Source organism: Streptococcus sp. 2020WUSS089 (assembly GCF_044427405.1).
GTDB lineage: Bacteria > Bacillota > Bacilli > Lactobacillales > Streptococcaceae > Streptococcus > Streptococcus hashimotonensis.
This window is the reverse complement of sequence record NZ_JAOTGD010000005.1, coordinates 63,000-79,356: the sequence shown is the minus strand read 5'-3', so window position 1 is coordinate 79,356 and position 16,357 is coordinate 63,000. Positions and strand designations below refer to the sequence as shown.

The window sequence follows — 16,357 nt, the reverse complement described above, 5'->3', positions numbered from 1 at the left end:
ATTACACCAACTAGAAAGGATTTTTTATGACCAAACAAACCATTGCCATCTTGGGACCCGGTTCATGGGGCACCGCCCTAGGACAAGTTCTCAACGACAACGGTCATACTGTCCGTATTTGGGGCAATGTCCCCGAACAAATCGACGAAATCAATAAAGAACATACAAATAAGCGCTATTTCAAGGATGTTATCCTAGATGAAAACATCAAGGGCTATAAGGATTTGACTGAAGCCTTGGACGGTGTTGACGCTGTTCTTTTCGTTGTACCAACCAAGGTAACACGTCTCGTTGCCAAGCAAGTCGCACAAGCTCTCAAACACAAGGTAGTTGTCATGCACGCTTCAAAAGGCTTAGAGCCTGATAGTCACAAGCGCTTGTCTGAGGTACTTGAGGAAGAAATTCCTGCTGAACTCCGTTCTGAAATCGTCGTGGTTTCAGGGCCAAGTCATGCAGAAGAGACTATCGTCCGTGATTTGACCTTGATTTCTGCAGCTTCAAAAGACTTGGAAACAGCCAGCTACGTCCAAAATCTTTTCAGCAACCACTACTTCCGACTTTATACAAATAATGATGTCATCGGTGTAGAAACAGCAGGTGCCCTTAAAAATATTATTGCTGTCGGCGCTGGCGCTTTACACGGACTTGGTTATGGTGATAATGCCAAGGCAGCTATTATCGCTCGCGGTTTGACAGAAATTACACGTCTAGGCGTTGCTATGGGCGCAAATCCTCTGACTTACAGCGGTCTTTCTGGTGTTGGTGATTTGATTGTTACCGGTACATCTGTCCACTCCCGCAACTGGAGAGCTGGAGATCAGCTCGGTCGCGGTGAAAAACTCGAAGATGTAGAACGCAACATGGGAATGGTGATTGAAGGTATTTCAACAACTAAGGCAGCCTATGAGTTGGCTCAAGAATTAGATGTTTACATGCCTATTACCCAAGCCATCTACAAGGTCATCTACCAAGGTGCGGGTATTGAAGATGCCATCAAAGAAATCATGACGGGTGAATTCCGCCATGAAAATGAATGGCATTGATTCTTATTAAACACAAAAAAATAAATTATAAAGGATTACATACTTATGAAAAAAGTTAGAAAAGCTGTTATCCCAGCTGCAGGTTTGGGAACACGTTTCTTGCCTGCTACTAAGGCACTTGCCAAAGAAATGTTGCCAATCGTTGACAAACCAACCATCCAATTTATCGTTGAAGAAGCCCTCCGTTCGGGTATTGAAGATATTTTGGTGGTCACTGGTAAGTCAAAACGTTCTATCGAAGATCACTTTGATTCAAACTTTGAATTGGAATACAACCTCAAAGAAAAAGGCAAAAATGACTTGTTGAAACTGGTTGATGAGACAACAGGCATTCGACTACACTTCATTCGTCAAAGCCATCCACGTGGACTTGGTGATGCCGTTCTTCAAGCTAAAGCATTTGTCGGGAACGAGCCTTTTGTTGTCATGCTCGGCGATGACTTGATGGACATCACAGATACAAAAGCTGTCCCATTGACCAAGCAACTCATGAACGACTATGAAAAAACACATGCTTCAACCATTGCTGTTATGCCTGTTCCTCATGAAGAAGTTTCTGCATACGGTGTTATCGCTCCACAAGGTGAAGGTGTCAACGGTCTCTATAGTGTGGAAACCTTTGTGGAAAAACCAAAACCAGAAGACGCTCCTTCTGACCTTGCTATTATCGGACGCTACTTACTCACTCCTGAAATCTTTGAGATTTTAGAAAACCAAAAACCAGGTGCCGGGAACGAGATTCAATTGACAGATGCCATTGATACTCTGAACAAAACGCAACGTGTTTTCGCTCGTGAATTCAAAGGCAACCGTTACGATGTTGGGGATAAGTTCGGTTTCATGAAAACTTCTATCGACTACGCCCTCCAACACCCTCAAGTAAAAGATGATTTGAAACAATACTTAATCGATCTTGGTAAAAAATTAGATACAAAGAAAAACTAGCAAATGACGCTAGTTTTTTTCTTATATCAAATAGAATATCCCTAGTAGAAAAACAATCAAGCCCAAATATCCAATGAAACTGTAAAAAATCTGTTTTCCTGTAAAGAGATCCTTTTCCACAAGAGGTGGGAGGAAAATCACGACCAAGCATCCTCCAATAGCTCCTCCAATATGTCCTGCCATGCTAATGGTTGGATTAAAAAGTCCCAAGACCAAGTTCAATCCCAAAAGGACCATATAACGTTGACCGAGAACCTGTAGATAAGGGCTACGACTAAATTTCCTCAACAGCGCCATAGCTGCAAAAAGACCAAACAGAGAGGTCGATGCACCTGCACCAACTACATCTGGTGTAAAGAAGAGAACAAAAAGATTGCCCATAATACCAGATAATAGATAGAGAAGAAAGAACCTCCGGGACCCAAAAAGTCCTTCTAATTGATAACCCAAACCAAGCAAGGTAATGCTGTTAAAGATAAAATGTTCCCAACCAATGTGGACAAAGATAGGGGAAATCAAGCGCCACAACTGAGTTGGATCATAACGCACCACTTGACCGTACATACCACCGAATTCAAAAATCGTATAGGCTGTAGTGGTCTGCCCAAATCGAAATATTTGTATCAAAAGAAAAACAAGAGCCGTGACTGCCAACAAGGCATTGGTCACAGGATAGCGCTTATCAAAAAAGTTCTTCAAAAATCAACAACTCCTTTACTGGAATATCAAATACATCTAGTTCAAAATCATAGACTTGAAAGTCTGCCAAGGTCGATACCGTCCCCCCCTGATAATCTGCTAGGTAGCGATCATAAAAACCGCCTCCATAACCCACTCGGAAACCCGCTTGATTCCAAGCTAAACCAGGAACATGGATCAACTTAACCACAGACTTATCCACAGGTTGTGAATAAGTACCAGGTTCCCAAACTCCAAACCTAGATTTCACCAAATCATCAGGATTATATTCTACAAAATCCATACGACCTTGTGAATAGGCCTTAGGGATGAAAATCTGCTTGCCATCCTTTTGAGCCTGCTCAATCAGGTAAGAAGTGTCAAACTCATGGGGCATGGAAAGGTAGGTCCCAAGCGACTTTGTGCCTTGATAGGCCTCAGAAGCAAGGAGGCGCTCCGTTAGCTGCTGACTCCATCTTGCTCGCTGGCTACTAGTCAGGTCTTTCAAACTCTGCAAGACCTCTTGCCGAATTTCTTTTTTATCCACAGGAACTCCTTTTCTTTCAGAAAAAGACTGGAAATTCCAGTCTAATTTACTTTCGTTTTCAAAAAATTGCTCAACTTATCCACAGCAAAGGGAAGCACTTCCTCTTTGGGACTGAGACGTGGATTGTGAAGGGGATAAGGCGTATCCACACCCAACCAGAACATAACACCCGGAACCTTGTTAAGCAGGTAGCCGAAGTCCTCTCCCGTCATGGCAGGTGGACAATCAATCATCTCCACTCCGTCAACACCATCAAAGTAAGTCATGAGCTCGTCAGCCAGCTGGGGATTGTTCTCCACAGGCAGATAACCGCTTGGATTGAGCTCGATCTCCAAGTCCACTCCAAAGGACAGGGCGATTCCTTCTGCCACTTCTCGCACCCGTTTTTGCACCAAGAGGCTCATATTCTGAGTCAAGGCCCGAATGGTCCCGTGCAGAAAGGCTGTTTCAGCAATGACATTATTGGTCGTGCCCGCGTGCATGGAGCCGAAGGTCACCACAGCTCCCTCGATTGGGTCGACATTTCGACTCACCACTGACTGAACCTGGGTCACAAAGTAGCTGGCCGCAACCAAAGCGTCATTGGCGGTATGGGGAAATGCTGCGTGACCACCCTTTCCTGTAAACCGTATCTTGACTTCACAGGTCCCAGCAAAGAGGGTCGCACGGTTGGTGGCCATTTGACCGACTTTGAGGTCAGGTCGGACATGGAGCCCATAAAATTCATCTGGCAACCAATCCCCGAAAGCCCCCGCTTCATACATAAGCATACCACCTGCTAGATTTTCCTCCGCAGGCTGAAACAAGAAGAGAAGATTATTTCTCGGTTGCTGCTCTGCCATTTTCTCCAAAAGCCCCAGGGCAATGGTCATGTGGAAATCATGTCCGCAAGCGTGCATCCGGTCTGGGTGGAGGGACTTGAAGTCCAGGCCCGTCTCCTCCACGATAGGCAGGCCGTCAATATCTGCCCGCCAGCCAATGGTCTTTTCAGGTGCAGAACCTGTCAGATAGACCAGGATACCTGTCTTCCATGTACGGACTTGGGCAAAAGAGCAATCTTCCAGCAAGTTCTCAATAGTTTCCATAAGAAAGGCGTGGGTCTTGAACTCCTCCATGCCCAGCTCTGGAATCTGGTGGAGGGACCGGCGTGTCGCGATTAAATCTAGCATAGCTACCTCTTAGAGTGTCCGCAAAGCCTCTTCCAAGGCTGTTTTTTGTTGGGTTTGAGCGTCGATTTCCTTGATGATGCGAGCTGGCACTCCTGCCACCACTACATTTTCAGGGACATCTTGGGTCACAATAGCACCCGCTGCGACAACAGAGCCACTGCCAATTTGCACGCCCTCGATGACAACGGCATTGGCACCGACCAAAACATTATCGCCAACACGCACTGGCTCAGCCGAAGCTGGCTCGATAACACCTGCAAGAACCGCACCTGCACCGATGTGGCTGTTTTTACCAACCGTCGCACGACCACCTAGGATAGCACCCATGTCAATCATAGTACCTGGGCCGATTTCCGCACCGATATTGATCACAGCACCCATCATGATAACGGCATTATCGCCAATGGTCACTTGATCTCGGATAATGGCACCTGGCTCGATACGGGCATTGATATTACGTTTGTCCAGCAAAGGCACAGCCGAATTGCGACCGTCTTGCTCAACCACGTAGTCTACATTTTCAGTCAAGTTTGCCAAAAGTGGCTCGACGTCTTTCCAGTCACCGAAGAGGACATTACCAAGCTTTGTTACCTCAGCAGGAACAGGCCCAGCCAATTCACCTTCAAAAGTCACTTTAACAGTTGTCTTCTTCACAGCATTACCAATAAAGGCAATGATTTCTTGTGCAGTCATTTTTTGTGCAGTCATAATGATTCCAATCTAAAAATAATATTTTTTCTATTATATCAAAATTTTCTGAAAATTTGGGAAGAAATGCAAAAAAATGAAAAAGAGGCTAAGTTAGCCTCCTAAAAGTTATTGTGGTAAATCAAATTTTACAATTGCTGGTTTTATATCTGTACTAAACTGGAACCCTGGTTTAACCTCTAACTCAGAAGTTCCCTCTTCGTTTACTGCAAAGGCGGTTGTTGCGCCTTCTATACTTCTACCTGGTGCGATTGTTTCGAGTATTGTTCCAACTGGGTAGCCTTCAGTCACTTTATTGTTTACATACAAATCCATATCTTCACCGACAACATAATCTTTATCAGTCAAGTTAGTGACATTATAGGTTACCAAAAGCACTTTATTCGCAACAATATCGCTCACTTCATTTCGTTCGTCAGTCCATGCAATATTCGTAATTGTAATTTCTGCTACATCTTTAAATACAATTGTATCTCCTACCTTGTAGCTTGTACTAGTTGCTTGTTCAGAACTAGACTGCGCAACACTGACAGAAGTATCCGTAGCTTCTTTTTTACTTGGTTCAGTAGTAGAACACGCAGCAAGTGCAAACACTGACAGTGCAGTCAAAGTTAGGAAAGTAAGTTTTTTCATATAAACCTCCAAGAAATTGTTTACACTACCATTATATATATGCGTTGTCAAGTATAAAAATAAAAAAAAATTAGAAGTTTGACCTCCTAATTTTCAATCATCATCTAATCTTCAATTTCTTTTCTCGGATTGACAGATCCGACGATGTAATCCTGTACCAGACCCGCATCATCCAGTACAATCCCATGGAGAACTCCGCCGTAAACAGCTCCTCCGTCAATTCCCATTTTCCCATCTGGACTGGTCCAGATTTGACTAATGCGAAGTTGAGTTTGAAAGAGGTTATACACAGGTGTATGTCCAAAAACAATTATTTTTCCTGTGGTATTTTCAGCCTCATGGAAAGGGGTGCGTAACCAAACCTTATCATGATTATTGGTTTCACGCCAATCTGGTAAGGTCAAATCAACTCCTGCATGGACAAAGATATAGCGCTCAGTCTCCATATGATAGGGGCAAGATTTGACAAAATCAATCAGGTCCTCATATTGTTCCATCACTGTATTGGCATCCACCAGGCCATCTACCGGTGCATCCAAGGGACGCCCCAGTAAGGAATTGATGGTCGTATCTCCACCGTTTCTCCGATAGTGGTCGTAGCGATCCAAGGGGTCACGCAGCCAAGCCAAAAACATTCGTTCATGATTCCCAGTCAGACAGATCGCACCTTTTTCTCGGACTAATTGCCAAACCAACTCTAGGCAAGCCTTTGAATTTTCTCCACGGTCAATCAAATCCCCAAGAAAAATCAGCTGTTGCCGCTCTTCATTCCATTTCTTTAACATATCGAGTAGGAGTTCAAATTTACCATGAACATCTCCTACTACAAAAAACTCTCTTTTCATACAGTCTCCTATTTCTATGGAACTATTGTACCATAAGAAATTGGATAAATAAAAATCCCTTGTTTATTAGCTAGTGTCGATGAGATACCAACTAGTAAACAAGAGAAATGGTGGCCACAGTTATGCAAACAACTGAACGATACTATTTGCGTGTAAATCTGGCATCTTGTCCACCGCTACATGAAGTGTCCCTGGCAGAGATCCTTCTGAGGAACCATCAAAAGCAATGGTGATATGCCCCAATGCTAGAAGATTTTGTTCTACAACAGATCCGACAGCTGTAATTGGGTAATCCACACCGTCTATGACCAATCGCCCACCAACCTGGATAGGACCAGACAAATCCTTGTTACTAATCTTGTAGCAATATTCTGCTAAATCTGCAGGAGCCTCAATGCCAAATAAAATTAACATATTTGCTTCTCTAATCATTTCTGGGGCTTGTTCCCCGACACTTACAATCCTTGCTTCAAAAATTTTTGTCATCCTTTTATCCTATCCTATTCACTATTTTTTATCTAACTATAAAGTCCAAAGCTGGCCAACCAAGCAACGATGACACGTGGGACACCGTTCAAGAAACGTGAGTAGAGTACCGCTGGAACACCCACTTCAACTGTTTCAGATTCTGCTTCTGATAAACCAAGAGCTACCGGTATAAAGTCACAACCATTTTGCGTATTGATGGCAAAGAGGGCTGGGAGAGCCATTTGTGGCGGAATGTTGCCCTTGCCAATTTCCACACCAATCAAGGTTCCAATAATTTGGCTAATAACAGCACCTGGCCCCAGGAGCGGAGATAAAAATGGAAGCGAGCAAATGAAACCAATCAAAATCAAGCCCCAAATATTTCCTGCTAGCGGAACCATTAACTTGGCCAACCAGTTCCCTACGCCAGAACCTTGAATAATCCCAATCAAGAGAGATACAAAGGCCATGAATGGCAAAATAGTATGTAGCATTGTTTGAATTGCATCTCGTGCTGCTTGGTTAAAGGTTGCAACCACCTTACCAGCTCCCATACCAATCCGAGCAATCAAGCTAGACTCTGCACGTTGCTCAGTGATTTTTTTGCTGGTATCATAGGTCGGCTTCTTCTCAGTCGCCACACTTACTGCTGCTGCATCTGTTCCATCTGCCAATGTAATCTGTTCCACACCAACGTTTGAAACGTAGATGTCCTCTGTGATGTACTGAGCCAATGGACCACTCTTACCTGTTGGAATCACATTGATGGTTGGAATCCCTTTTTTAGGATAAATACCACAACGCAGGGTACCGCCACAGTCAACGATTGCAAGTGCAATTTCTTCATCTGGAATAGAGGTCTTGAAACCATTGACCGCTTCCATACCTGTTAATTCTGCGATTTTATCGACAATAGCTGGCTTTTCACCGCCACCAGTGATATATATAAATTTATGTTTTTCATCTGTCGGAGTGATGACCAGAGGACCACCAAAACCACCGCTACCTTTTACAACTTTTATGCTTTTGTATGCCATAGGAATATCCTCTTTCTATCAAAGTGTCTTGCTGAGTGTGATACCTTGTTGTTTGGAAACGTAAGCTGTTGTAAAGTCTGTGACCCAACCACCTACAAAGTTCATCACCAAACCAACCAAGAGATAACGAATCGCCAAGTCCATGGTATTCAAACCAAGAGCCTGAACACCTGAAGCAATCCCCATCCACACGAACAATTCACCTGGGTTGATGTGGGGGAAGACACCATTTGATGTATGACAGAATTGCATCTGTGCTGCAACAAATCCTGGCTTATAATATTCTGGCAAGAAACGTCCCATACTGATAGACATCGGGTTGCCCAAGATAAAGGCAGATACGAACGGCAAAATCATGTAACGACTGACTGGGTTTTTAGCAGAAGCCTGTGCCAGCTTATTGACCTTTTCTTCACCCAAGAGGGCAATCAAGGTATTCATAGCCACCAAGAGCATGAGAACAACAGGGACGATACCAGTCATCCAGCTAATAAAAGTTTCTCCGCCTAGCTTGAAAAGATTCATAAAGCCTTCGGCAAATTTTACAATATAGTCCATAATAAACTCCTTTGTTTTTTATTTTTTGAACTGTAATTTAAGACGAGTGGACAAGAGTTTCAATTGGTTGCCCACATTCAACACTGGTGCAAATTTGGGAACATCTTTATAATTTCCTGCCTCAATTCTAAGAAAGAGTTCCCTCGCATCTTCAATCGCAATTTGTAACAGCTTATTCTCCTTTCTAACGACTGGGTTATAAGTATCTAGATAATGGATATCTTGACCAATGTAGCTCGGCATAGACTTAAATCGTGCTACAACTGTCACTCCCTGCATTCGTTTAGCATCAAGTATCATGCCCTTCCTATCCACTGCAAACATGACAATGGTACCAGCCTTGATTTTTCCTGATCGACGTCCGATAGCCACACGACCTTTTTTTCGCAATTCAGAATAGGTTGTATTAAAATGTTTCAATTGTTTCAGGCCGAAGATGATTTGCAAGATATAGGCAACAATCACGACCGCCCCCAATATATAAATAGAATCCATTTTTTCCTCCTATTCCTCTACCTTACAAGGTCAGCATATCTGACCGCTGGTCAATTCCTAATCGCCCTTTGATATGCGACCGTTTGCCCATGCGGAAGGTATTGTCAAAAATATTAAATAGTAAATCTTGATTAAAATCATCCAATTCTGACGGAACAAAAATCAGGACAAAATCATGGACCGCAAGGCCTGTCTGACTGGATAAGTGCAAACTATCCTGAACAGGCACCACCAGTATAATCTGCTCCAGACTAGCATCTGTCAAATGTGGATAAGCATAGCCATTTTCAGAAATGGCGGGGTGAGCTGCTTCTTTTTCCTGCAGCTTATCTGCCACTTCCTGTCCAATAACCTGTTTGGCGACTAATTGTTCCAGCAAGGCTTGCCTGTTGTCCTCATAACTCTTGCCTTCATCAAATCGAGCCAGTTCCACCTGACAGTGCATCTGAATCTTACGACCTAGCACTGTACGTTCCAAGGCTTCCCGCTCTGCTTGGTTTTCCTTCGTAACCAAAGACAAGGATAAGAAGGGCTGGAAGAGTTCCTGGCTATACAAGAGATTATCTGTAAAGATGAGGTCATAGGTCCGATTTAGCTCCTCATACGGCGGATGATTGGCAAGGTCCAAGAAATCCAACTGCACTTCACTGTTGAAAATCTGGCGAATCTGATTGTCCACCAAGTAGCTGAAGGACTGACCCGACTGGGTGATGACAGCCACCTTGGCAATCAAGGGCTTGCTTTTACGGGCCAGCAACAATTCCATCCAGGCGGCCAATAGGACCACTTCCTTGTCTGATATGCTCAAACCTGTCCGTTCCATGACACGCTCTACAAAAAATTGAGAAACCACCTTGGAGAAGGAACTTTGAATCAGTTGTTCACGCAGGCTAATCTCCGTAAACTGCCACTTCATCACACTGCGATTGAGCATATAGACCAAGTGACGTTGCAGAATAAGAGCACTTTCTTCAATGTCCAAGCTAATTCCGAATTCTTGAACTGTTAATCCCAAGACTTCTTCGGCCATTGCCAGAATATCTGGTCGTCCAATCTCTGAAGCCAATAAGCCAATCTGCATAGGAAAGGTTAGAAAGGCTTTTTCTGCTCTGCTAATTTCTCTTCCTAAGAAGTAGGCCAGAATATCATAGAAGATAGACGGCAGGTCCAGCTTGTCTTGGCTGGTAAACCATGACAAGCCTTCTTCTCCGACTGCCTTCTCTTTTCGAAGAATGGTCAATTTCAGAGTAGACAAGAAGGTCCGCTCCACATCTAGGGGAAAGCGGTGGTTGTCCATAAAGTCTGCATAGGTCGCCAGCAACTCGTGGGGCAATTCCAACTCGTGCTCCAAATAATCCATGACTTCATAGAGATAGAGCAAGCGTTTGTTCAACTCTGTCCCGACAAGTTTTATCCCCACACCCGACTTGGACTCCAAATCAAGCTGGTAGGTCAACAAGACTTCCTTCATCCGATTGATATCGCGACTAAGGCTCCGCCTACTGATTCCCAGCTCTTCTGCAATCACATCGGCTGAAATAAAATCATCCGTTTCTAATAAGGTTTGGAAGAAAATTGCCTGCCGCTTATGAAAGGAATTCAAGTCTGTTGACAGTAGCAAATCCTCTGTCACCAAAATCTTGAAGGCTTCCTCGTCAAAAATGTGTAGGCTTAATTTTCCACCTTGTTCTTGAATGGAAAAGATATGGTCGTAGCTATACAAAAGCCCCTCTATCAATAACTTCAAGGAATGTCTAGATAGATTCAATCTCTCTTCCAAGCTATCGTAACTGACACTGGCATGAGATGACAAGTAATACAAGAAGGCTTTTTTGTTTAGCTCTAAACTCATTTCTCTTTCCTAACCTCTAGTTTTTCCGCCTGCCACGTTGGTGGTCACACCGGTAATGTAGCTGGCCCTGTCTGACAGGTAGTAGCAGACCAAGTCCGCCACCTCACTCAAACGACCGCTACGTCCCAGTGGAATAGTGCTGGTATTTCCATACCCTGCACGCAATTCTTCAACTGTTTTTCCACGTGTATAGGCTAATGCTTCTTCGTAAGCTAGAGTGCGAAGTCCAGTTGCTTCCATGATTCCCGGTGCAATTCCTACCACGCGAATACCGTGCTTGGCCAATTCCTTAGACCAAGACCGAGTCAGTGAATAAACCGCTCCTTTGGTAGCCGCATAGACACTTTGTCCCTCGCTACCCTCTAAACCTGCTTCTGAAGCCATGTTAATGATAACGCCTGAACCCTTGGTGGCCAAAACGCGAGCAACTTCTTGGGATACAAAGAACAAACCTTTGAAATTGATGCCTACCATCTTATCAAATTTAGCTTCGTCAAGTTCATACTGACTAGCTTCTTCTTTCGTATCGACCAACAAGCTTGGAATATTGATTCCCGCATTATTGACCAGACCATCAATGGTTCCAAAATGTTCCACAACTCTTGCAACTGCCTCTTTTACAGCCTGATGACTGGCTACGTTTGTTTCTATAAAGAGCAGTCGCTCGTGGGTCAAGTCTGAATCTCGGATATCCAAGTTGGCGACCTTGGCACCCTGTTCCAACAATCCTTCTACAATTGCTAGGCCGATACCTGAACTTCCACCCGTAACAACATACACCTTGTCATGAATATTCAACCAATCTGACATTATCATGTCCTCCCTTTGTTTTCTAACACCTACAGTATAAACTGAAAACGCTTCAAAGTTAAGGACAGGATTTTCCAGACCGATAAAAAATAGTGTCTAGAAGTTCTTCCACTTCTAGTATAGTAAAAATTTAGCCCTTACTAAATAGTTTCTGAAAAATGCTACCATTATGATTTCGAGGCAAACGAAAAACAGCCCCGAAGGACTGTCTCTATATAGCTATTTCTGCTACTGCTTACAAACGTGCGTTCAATTCTGCACCCAGTTCTTCAAATCCTGGTTTGCCGAGTAGGGCAAACATATTTTTCTTGTAGGCTTCTACACCTGGTTGGTCAAATGGATTGACACCGTTGAGGTAGCCTGACAAGGCAATGGCCAACTCAAAGAAGTAGATGGTATAGCCAAGTGTGAACTCGTCTTGTTGCGGAAGAGTGACAAACATATTTGGCACGCCACCGTCCGTGTGGGCAAGGAGAACACCGTCTGTCGCCTTCTTGTTGACAAAGTCAACGTCCTTACCTTGAAGGTAGCCAAGTCCGTCCAAATCTTCTGCCATTTCTGGAATCAAGATATTTTTGCGTGGCTTGTCAACACGGATAACTGTTTCAAAGAGGTTGCGGTAGCCTTCTTGGATAAATTGACCAAGTGAGTGCAAGTCCGTTGAGAAGTTAGCAGATGTTGGGTAAATGCCTTTTTGGTCCTTGCCTTCAGACTCACCTGCCAACTGTTTCCACCATTCGCTGAAGTATTGAAGTGATGGCTCATAGTTGGCCAAAATTTCTGTTACGTAGCCTTTTCTGTAAAGGATGTTACGAACAACAGCATACTGGTAGGCAGCATTTTCAGCAATCTTGTCAGAGGAGTAGTCCTTACGAGCTGCATTGGCACCGTTCATCAAAGCAGTGATGTCTGCACCTGCTACGGCGATTGGCAAAAGACCAACGGCTGTCAAGACTGAGAAACGTCCACCCACATCATCTGGGACAACAAAGGTTTCCCAACCGTTTGCATCAGCTTCCACTTTTACTGCACCACGTGCCTTATCAGTCGTCGCATAGATACGTTTGTTGGCTTCTTCTTGGCCATATTTCTTAACAAGCAATTCCTTGAAGACGCGGAAGGCAATGGCTGGCTCCGTTGTTGTACCTGATTTAGAAATCACATTGACAGAAAATTCCTTGTCTGCCACATAGTCAACCAAGTCTGCCAAGTAGCTAGATGAGATTGAGTTTCCAGCGTACAAGATTTGTGGAGCCTTGCGTTCTTCCTTGGTCTGCAAGTTCACAAATGATGTGTTCAAGAAGTCAATAGCAGCTTTAGCACCAAGGTAGGAACCACCGATACCGATGACCACCAAGACATCGCTGTCTGCTTGAATTTTGGCCGCAGCTTGCTTGATACGGGCAAATTCTTCCTTGTCATAGTTTTCTGGCAAATCAAGCCAACCGAGCATTTCAGCTCCTGCACCAGTTCCCTTGCGTAAATCAGCATCGAGAGCTGTGACCTGGCTTTGTAAAAAATCAATTTCTTGTGGAGCAACGAATTGTCCCAAGACTTTTGAATAATCGAATGTAATATGTGTCATGTTATTCCTCCATTTATGTACCCTAATATGATAACGCTTTATCATATTTTTTTCAAGAAATTTATCAATTTTCATTTATTTTCATGAAATGTTTTATGACAGCTTATTCCTTTACTCGACAAACATAGACTTGTTGGTTTAAAACATAAATATTCTGAGCTCGCTGAAGAGCTCCCCAGACAAATGTTTCTTGTTGCTGGTCATCCCCAGTAAAACGAAGTCCCATCAGTATATTTCTTCGATAGAGATTTCCCCAGACCTTTGTATAAAATAGATGGCGTGCATTCGATGCCTGCATTTCATTCGCAATTGTGGAGAGTGACTTACGTGCTAATCTATATGGAGGATAGGGGAGGAATTGAAAACGACCACTTCTAAATCTAGCAAATGCACCTACTAACACATCCGACTCGGTTGACTCTGCTAATTTATATAGAACGGCAATACCTTCATCAAAAACAAAATCACCCTCTTCAACAAAAAGAATATATGGTCTACTTGCTGCCCGTAATCCCCTCTCTCTAGCTTGGTTTAATGATGTGGCAGCCTGGTAGTGATACTGAATACGACTGTCTCGCTGAGAAAAAGTTTGACAAATTGTCGAAGATTGATCATCGGAGTTTGCATCAACTAATATAATTTCTATATTATGAAAAGCCTGGTTAACAAGAGCTGATAGGGTGTGACCTAATGTTTCCTCTTGGTTCCGAAAAGCTACAATGACACTGACACCACCGTACGCTTTCATTACTTCCTTATAATTATTTCTCCAAAGAGAAATAATCTCACCTACAGGAGATTCCCAATTTTTATCCCATTTTATCCAAGGCTTAATATGAGCAGAATTGTAATGGAATATTGCTACTTCTTCAATCGGTAAACGATTTTGTCGCATAGCCTCAGCAGTATAGTTATATCGTAATGGTACCTCTACGATTTTACCCTTCAGAGCAATATTTATAACATCTTGGTCCTGAAACTGAATCTGTCCCGTCAAACGCTCTGTTTCTGCGAAAAGTAGATTTGTGATATTATCTCGTCTCATTGCTTCTAGGTTCATCAATAAGACACCTGCATTCACATAAAGTTCATCTAATTCAAAGCCAATACTCTTCTTGTAGGCCGCATAATGTCGAATAATATCCAATTCTGATACCCCAGCTAAGTAGGCATCTGAAAGATCTGTTTCCCAAAATTCTGTCAGATCTCCCGCAATTAGTAAGTCACTATCCAAATAGAGTACCTTATCCCAGTCAGATAGTAATTCTGGTAAAAAGTACCTAAAATAAGTTTCCAATGTGATATGGTGCATTGTCATTGGAAGTTTCTCAACCTTGCCTCTATCTAGCTCAGTATAAAGTCTTAGTTCTTCGATTGGAAGACGATTTAACTTTTTCCTAGATACATCTGATAAATCAGATGAAAGAATGGCTACTTTTACCGTGGAATGATAAGTACAAATGGCTTCAATAGTGGTAATAACATAGTCAATGTGTGAATCAGTTACACAGAAGGCTACTTTCATAAAGGATTCCTAATTTCTATTTAATCTCCACCTCATTTTACTATAATACCATTCCTTTAACAAGTCCTTTATGGTAACAGTCTTTTCTAATAGAGAGACTCTTCAAGCGATAATCCTCCAAATTCTCTCCCGACTGGGTTACTGTAATCCATTTCGGGAAAATCTTCGATAGTAGGTAAAGCGGAATGAGGGCAGGATACCAAATGAACATGACTTCAAAGATGAACCGGTCGTTGTTGCCTCTTGAAATGTAACGTTGGCGGTATTCTTCTTTGAGAGAAGGGTGGGGAATATAGATATGAAATGGTACACCACCGCGTATAGACATGGCCAGCAACATTCTCATCAGAAAATTCAGCGCTACTAGGACTGTCTTTCCTTGTCTATGAAGAGTGTAGGCCTTATTGACATAGATTGTTTTATAGCGTCTATCCTTCAGTGGACGTTTGGTGGATTTTCGCTCCTCTTTCGTTAAATGACGAACACTGCTATTATCGTACTTAATGTCGGACATTTCTAAGTCCACAACATCTGTATATTTCTTAGCAAGTGTCGTTTTTCCCATACCTGGAAAGGCAAATAAAAACATAGGCTTTCCTCCTTATTCCTCAGTAGAATAGCAGAGCATCCAAAAAGTTTTCTTAAGCCGCCCCTATCTTGCCCCTATTTCTAAAAATAAGACAAAGAAAACCTCTGAAAGCTTGATTTCAAAGGAGTTTTAGATTATACGCAAAAAGAGCACACACTCGACCTCGCTTAGGGCTGCTGGATTCCTCCCCTGACCCGCTTCACGCACGAATGTTGCTCCGTTTATTATTATAACACAATTTGGCCAGAGTGCAAGTGGGGACCTAACAAGATGGATTGTCTGCATGGTCCTCTTGGGCTTTCATGATAAGCTTAGCAGCCTTCTGACTTTCTCTGCGTTGTCTGAAAAAATCTTGCATGATATTGGCACATTCCGCTTCTAAAATACCTGTTTCTACCTTGACACGATGGTTGAGCCGCTCATCTGTCAGAATGTCATAGAGACTCCCTGCAGCTCCAAACTTTTTGTTGGTTGCTCCATAGATGACCTGCGGAATGCGTGCTAGGCCAATAGCTCCGCTACACATCACACAAGGTTCAATCGTCACAAAAAGGGTCGAATCGAGCAAGCGCCAATTCCCCTCAACATTGTTAGCCTCTTGGATTGCCATAACCTCAGCGTGCATGATTGCCTGATTGAGTTCCTCACGTGCATTATGCCCTCTGCCAATAATCTGGCCATCCTTGACAATCACACAACCAATTGGAATTTCATCCTTTTCTAGCGACTTTCTAGCTTCCTGCAATGCTTGAGTCATAAAATATTCTTTTTCTTCATGTGTATAGTTCATAAGTCTATTATAGCACAGCCCTGATAACAGTTCAAAATCACTTCTTTATTCTCTACTATCAAAATTAATCTAACACTACT

18 protein-coding genes and 1 other RNA gene are annotated in these 16,357 nt (G+C 43.1%); 2 read left to right on the top strand and 17 right to left on the bottom strand.

What is annotated here, in order from left to right; genetic code table 11:
* Positions 1-26: 26 nt before the first annotated feature.
* The gene (locus ODU46_RS05935; RefSeq protein ID WP_014638751.1) at positions 27-1,043 is read left to right on the top strand and encodes an NAD(P)H-dependent glycerol-3-phosphate dehydrogenase; all 1,017 of its coding nucleotides are present in this window, start codon (positions 27-29) and stop codon (positions 1,041-1,043) included.
* A gap of 45 nt (positions 1,044-1,088) precedes the next feature.
* Positions 1,089-1,988, top strand: coding sequence for a UTP--glucose-1-phosphate uridylyltransferase GalU (gene galU / locus ODU46_RS05930; protein WP_004298345.1), 900 nt, complete (start codon positions 1,089-1,091; stop codon positions 1,986-1,988).
* 21 nt (positions 1,989-2,009) lie between these two features.
* On the opposite strand, the gene ODU46_RS05925 is transcribed toward galU, so the two are convergent.
* The 17 genes from ODU46_RS05925 to tadA form a co-directional block, all read right to left on the bottom strand.
* Complete coding sequence (locus ODU46_RS05925; RefSeq protein ID WP_114866932.1) at positions 2,010-2,687, bottom strand: rhomboid family intramembrane serine protease; 678 nt, start codon at positions 2,685-2,687, stop codon at positions 2,010-2,012.
* Complete coding sequence (locus ODU46_RS05920; RefSeq protein WP_114866933.1) at positions 2,671-3,213, bottom strand: 5-formyltetrahydrofolate cyclo-ligase; 543 nt, start codon at positions 3,211-3,213, stop codon at positions 2,671-2,673. The genes ODU46_RS05925 and ODU46_RS05920 overlap by 17 nt, the downstream gene beginning before the upstream one ends.
* 41 nt (positions 3,214-3,254) lie before the next feature.
* Positions 3,255-4,382 carry an N-acetyldiaminopimelate deacetylase gene (locus tag ODU46_RS05915; RefSeq protein WP_114866934.1) on the bottom strand — a complete coding sequence of 376 codons (1,128 nt, stop codon included), beginning with the start codon at positions 4,380-4,382 and terminating at the stop codon, positions 3,255-3,257.
* Positions 4,383-4,391: 9 nt separating this feature from the next.
* A complete protein-coding gene (dapD, locus tag ODU46_RS05910) occupies positions 4,392-5,090 on the bottom strand; it encodes a 2,3,4,5-tetrahydropyridine-2,6-dicarboxylate N-acetyltransferase (RefSeq protein WP_024376132.1) in 699 nt (232 codons plus the stop codon).
* A gap of 108 nt (positions 5,091-5,198) precedes the next feature.
* On the bottom strand, positions 5,199-5,723 hold the full coding sequence (locus ODU46_RS05905; RefSeq protein ID WP_024384189.1) for a hypothetical protein: 525 nt from the start codon (positions 5,721-5,723) through the stop codon (positions 5,199-5,201).
* A gap of 104 nt (positions 5,724-5,827) precedes the next feature.
* The gene (locus ODU46_RS05900; RefSeq protein ID WP_114866935.1) at positions 5,828-6,568 is read right to left on the bottom strand and encodes a metallophosphoesterase; all 741 of its coding nucleotides are present in this window, start codon (positions 6,566-6,568) and stop codon (positions 5,828-5,830) included.
* Positions 6,569-6,688: 120 nt separating this feature from the next.
* Positions 6,689-7,054 carry a PTS glucitol/sorbitol transporter subunit IIA gene (locus ODU46_RS05895; protein WP_044775969.1) on the bottom strand — a complete coding sequence of 122 codons (366 nt, stop codon included), beginning with the start codon at positions 7,052-7,054 and terminating at the stop codon, positions 6,689-6,691.
* Positions 7,055-7,086: 32 nt separating this feature from the next.
* Positions 7,087-8,073 carry a PTS glucitol/sorbitol transporter subunit IIB gene (locus ODU46_RS05890; protein ID WP_105143646.1) on the bottom strand — a complete coding sequence of 329 codons (987 nt, stop codon included), beginning with the start codon at positions 8,071-8,073 and terminating at the stop codon, positions 7,087-7,089.
* A gap of 18 nt (positions 8,074-8,091) precedes the next feature.
* Entirely contained in the window at positions 8,092-8,631 is a 540-nt protein-coding gene (locus ODU46_RS05885; protein ID WP_099871533.1) for a PTS glucitol/sorbitol transporter subunit IIC, read from the bottom strand.
* A gap of 18 nt (positions 8,632-8,649) precedes the next feature.
* A complete protein-coding gene (locus ODU46_RS05880) occupies positions 8,650-9,126 on the bottom strand; it encodes a transcriptional regulator GutM (RefSeq protein ID WP_099871531.1) in 477 nt (158 codons plus the stop codon).
* Positions 9,127-9,148: 22 nt separating this feature from the next.
* Positions 9,149-10,978, bottom strand: coding sequence for an HTH domain-containing protein (locus ODU46_RS05875; protein WP_105143645.1), 1,830 nt, complete (start codon positions 10,976-10,978; stop codon positions 9,149-9,151).
* Between the two features lie 9 nt (positions 10,979-10,987).
* Entirely contained in the window at positions 10,988-11,788 is an 801-nt protein-coding gene (locus ODU46_RS05870; RefSeq protein ID WP_105143644.1) for an SDR family oxidoreductase, read from the bottom strand.
* A 235-nt stretch (positions 11,789-12,023) separates the two neighbouring features.
* Positions 12,024-13,373: a glucose-6-phosphate isomerase gene (locus ODU46_RS05865; RefSeq protein ID WP_105143643.1), complete on the bottom strand. Its 1,350-nt coding sequence runs from the start codon at positions 13,371-13,373 to the stop codon at positions 12,024-12,026.
* A 103-nt stretch (positions 13,374-13,476) separates the two neighbouring features.
* Positions 13,477-14,898, bottom strand: coding sequence for a glycosyltransferase (locus ODU46_RS05860; protein ID WP_105119793.1), 1,422 nt, complete (start codon positions 14,896-14,898; stop codon positions 13,477-13,479).
* 40 nt (positions 14,899-14,938) lie between these two features.
* Entirely contained in the window at positions 14,939-15,487 is a 549-nt protein-coding gene (locus tag ODU46_RS05855; protein ID WP_238143062.1) for a hypothetical protein, read from the bottom strand.
* 136 nt (positions 15,488-15,623) lie between these two features.
* Positions 15,624-15,713, bottom strand: an RNA gene (gene ffs / locus ODU46_RS05850) — signal recognition particle sRNA small type.
* Between the two features lie 36 nt (positions 15,714-15,749).
* Positions 15,750-16,277 carry a tRNA adenosine(34) deaminase TadA gene (gene tadA / locus ODU46_RS05845; protein ID WP_029170954.1) on the bottom strand — a complete coding sequence of 176 codons (528 nt, stop codon included), beginning with the start codon at positions 16,275-16,277 and terminating at the stop codon, positions 15,750-15,752.
* Between the last annotated feature and the right edge of the window lie 80 nt (positions 16,278-16,357).

Coding starts and splice junctions, on each gene's coding strand:
- ODU46_RS05935 (WP_014638751.1), top strand. CDS start 27: ATGACCAAACAAACCATTGCCATCTTGGGACCCGGTTCATGGGGCACC.
- galU (WP_004298345.1), top strand. CDS start 1,089: ATGAAAAAAGTTAGAAAAGCTGTTATCCCAGCTGCAGGTTTGGGAACA.
- ODU46_RS05915 (WP_114866934.1), bottom strand. CDS start 4,382: ATGCTAGATTTAATCGCGACACGCCGGTCCCTCCACCAGATTCCAGAG.
- dapD (WP_024376132.1), bottom strand. CDS start 5,090: ATGACTGCACAAAAAATGACTGCACAAGAAATCATTGCCTTTATTGGT.
- ODU46_RS05905 (WP_024384189.1), bottom strand. CDS start 5,723: ATGAAAAAACTTACTTTCCTAACTTTGACTGCACTGTCAGTGTTTGCA.
- ODU46_RS05900 (WP_114866935.1), bottom strand. CDS start 6,568: ATGAAAAGAGAGTTTTTTGTAGTAGGAGATGTTCATGGTAAATTTGAA.
- ODU46_RS05895 (WP_044775969.1), bottom strand. CDS start 7,054: ATGACAAAAATTTTTGAAGCAAGGATTGTAAGTGTCGGGGAACAAGCC.
- ODU46_RS05890 (WP_105143646.1), bottom strand. CDS start 8,073: ATGGCATACAAAAGCATAAAAGTTGTAAAAGGTAGCGGTGGTTTTGGT.
- ODU46_RS05885 (WP_099871533.1), bottom strand. CDS start 8,631: ATGGACTATATTGTAAAATTTGCCGAAGGCTTTATGAATCTTTTCAAG.
- ODU46_RS05880 (WP_099871531.1), bottom strand. CDS start 9,126: ATGGATTCTATTTATATATTGGGGGCGGTCGTGATTGTTGCCTATATC.
- ODU46_RS05875 (WP_105143645.1), bottom strand. CDS start 10,978: ATGAGTTTAGAGCTAAACAAAAAAGCCTTCTTGTATTACTTGTCATCT.
- ODU46_RS05870 (WP_105143644.1), bottom strand. CDS start 11,788: ATGTCAGATTGGTTGAATATTCATGACAAGGTGTATGTTGTTACGGGT.
- ODU46_RS05865 (WP_105143643.1), bottom strand. CDS start 13,373: ATGACACATATTACATTCGATTATTCAAAAGTCTTGGGACAATTCGTT.
- ODU46_RS05860 (WP_105119793.1), bottom strand. CDS start 14,898: ATGAAAGTAGCCTTCTGTGTAACTGATTCACACATTGACTATGTTATT.
- ODU46_RS05855 (WP_238143062.1), bottom strand. CDS start 15,487: ATGTTTTTATTTGCCTTTCCAGGTATGGGAAAAACGACACTTGCTAAG.
- tadA (WP_029170954.1), bottom strand. CDS start 16,277: ATGAACTATACACATGAAGAAAAAGAATATTTTATGACTCAAGCATTG.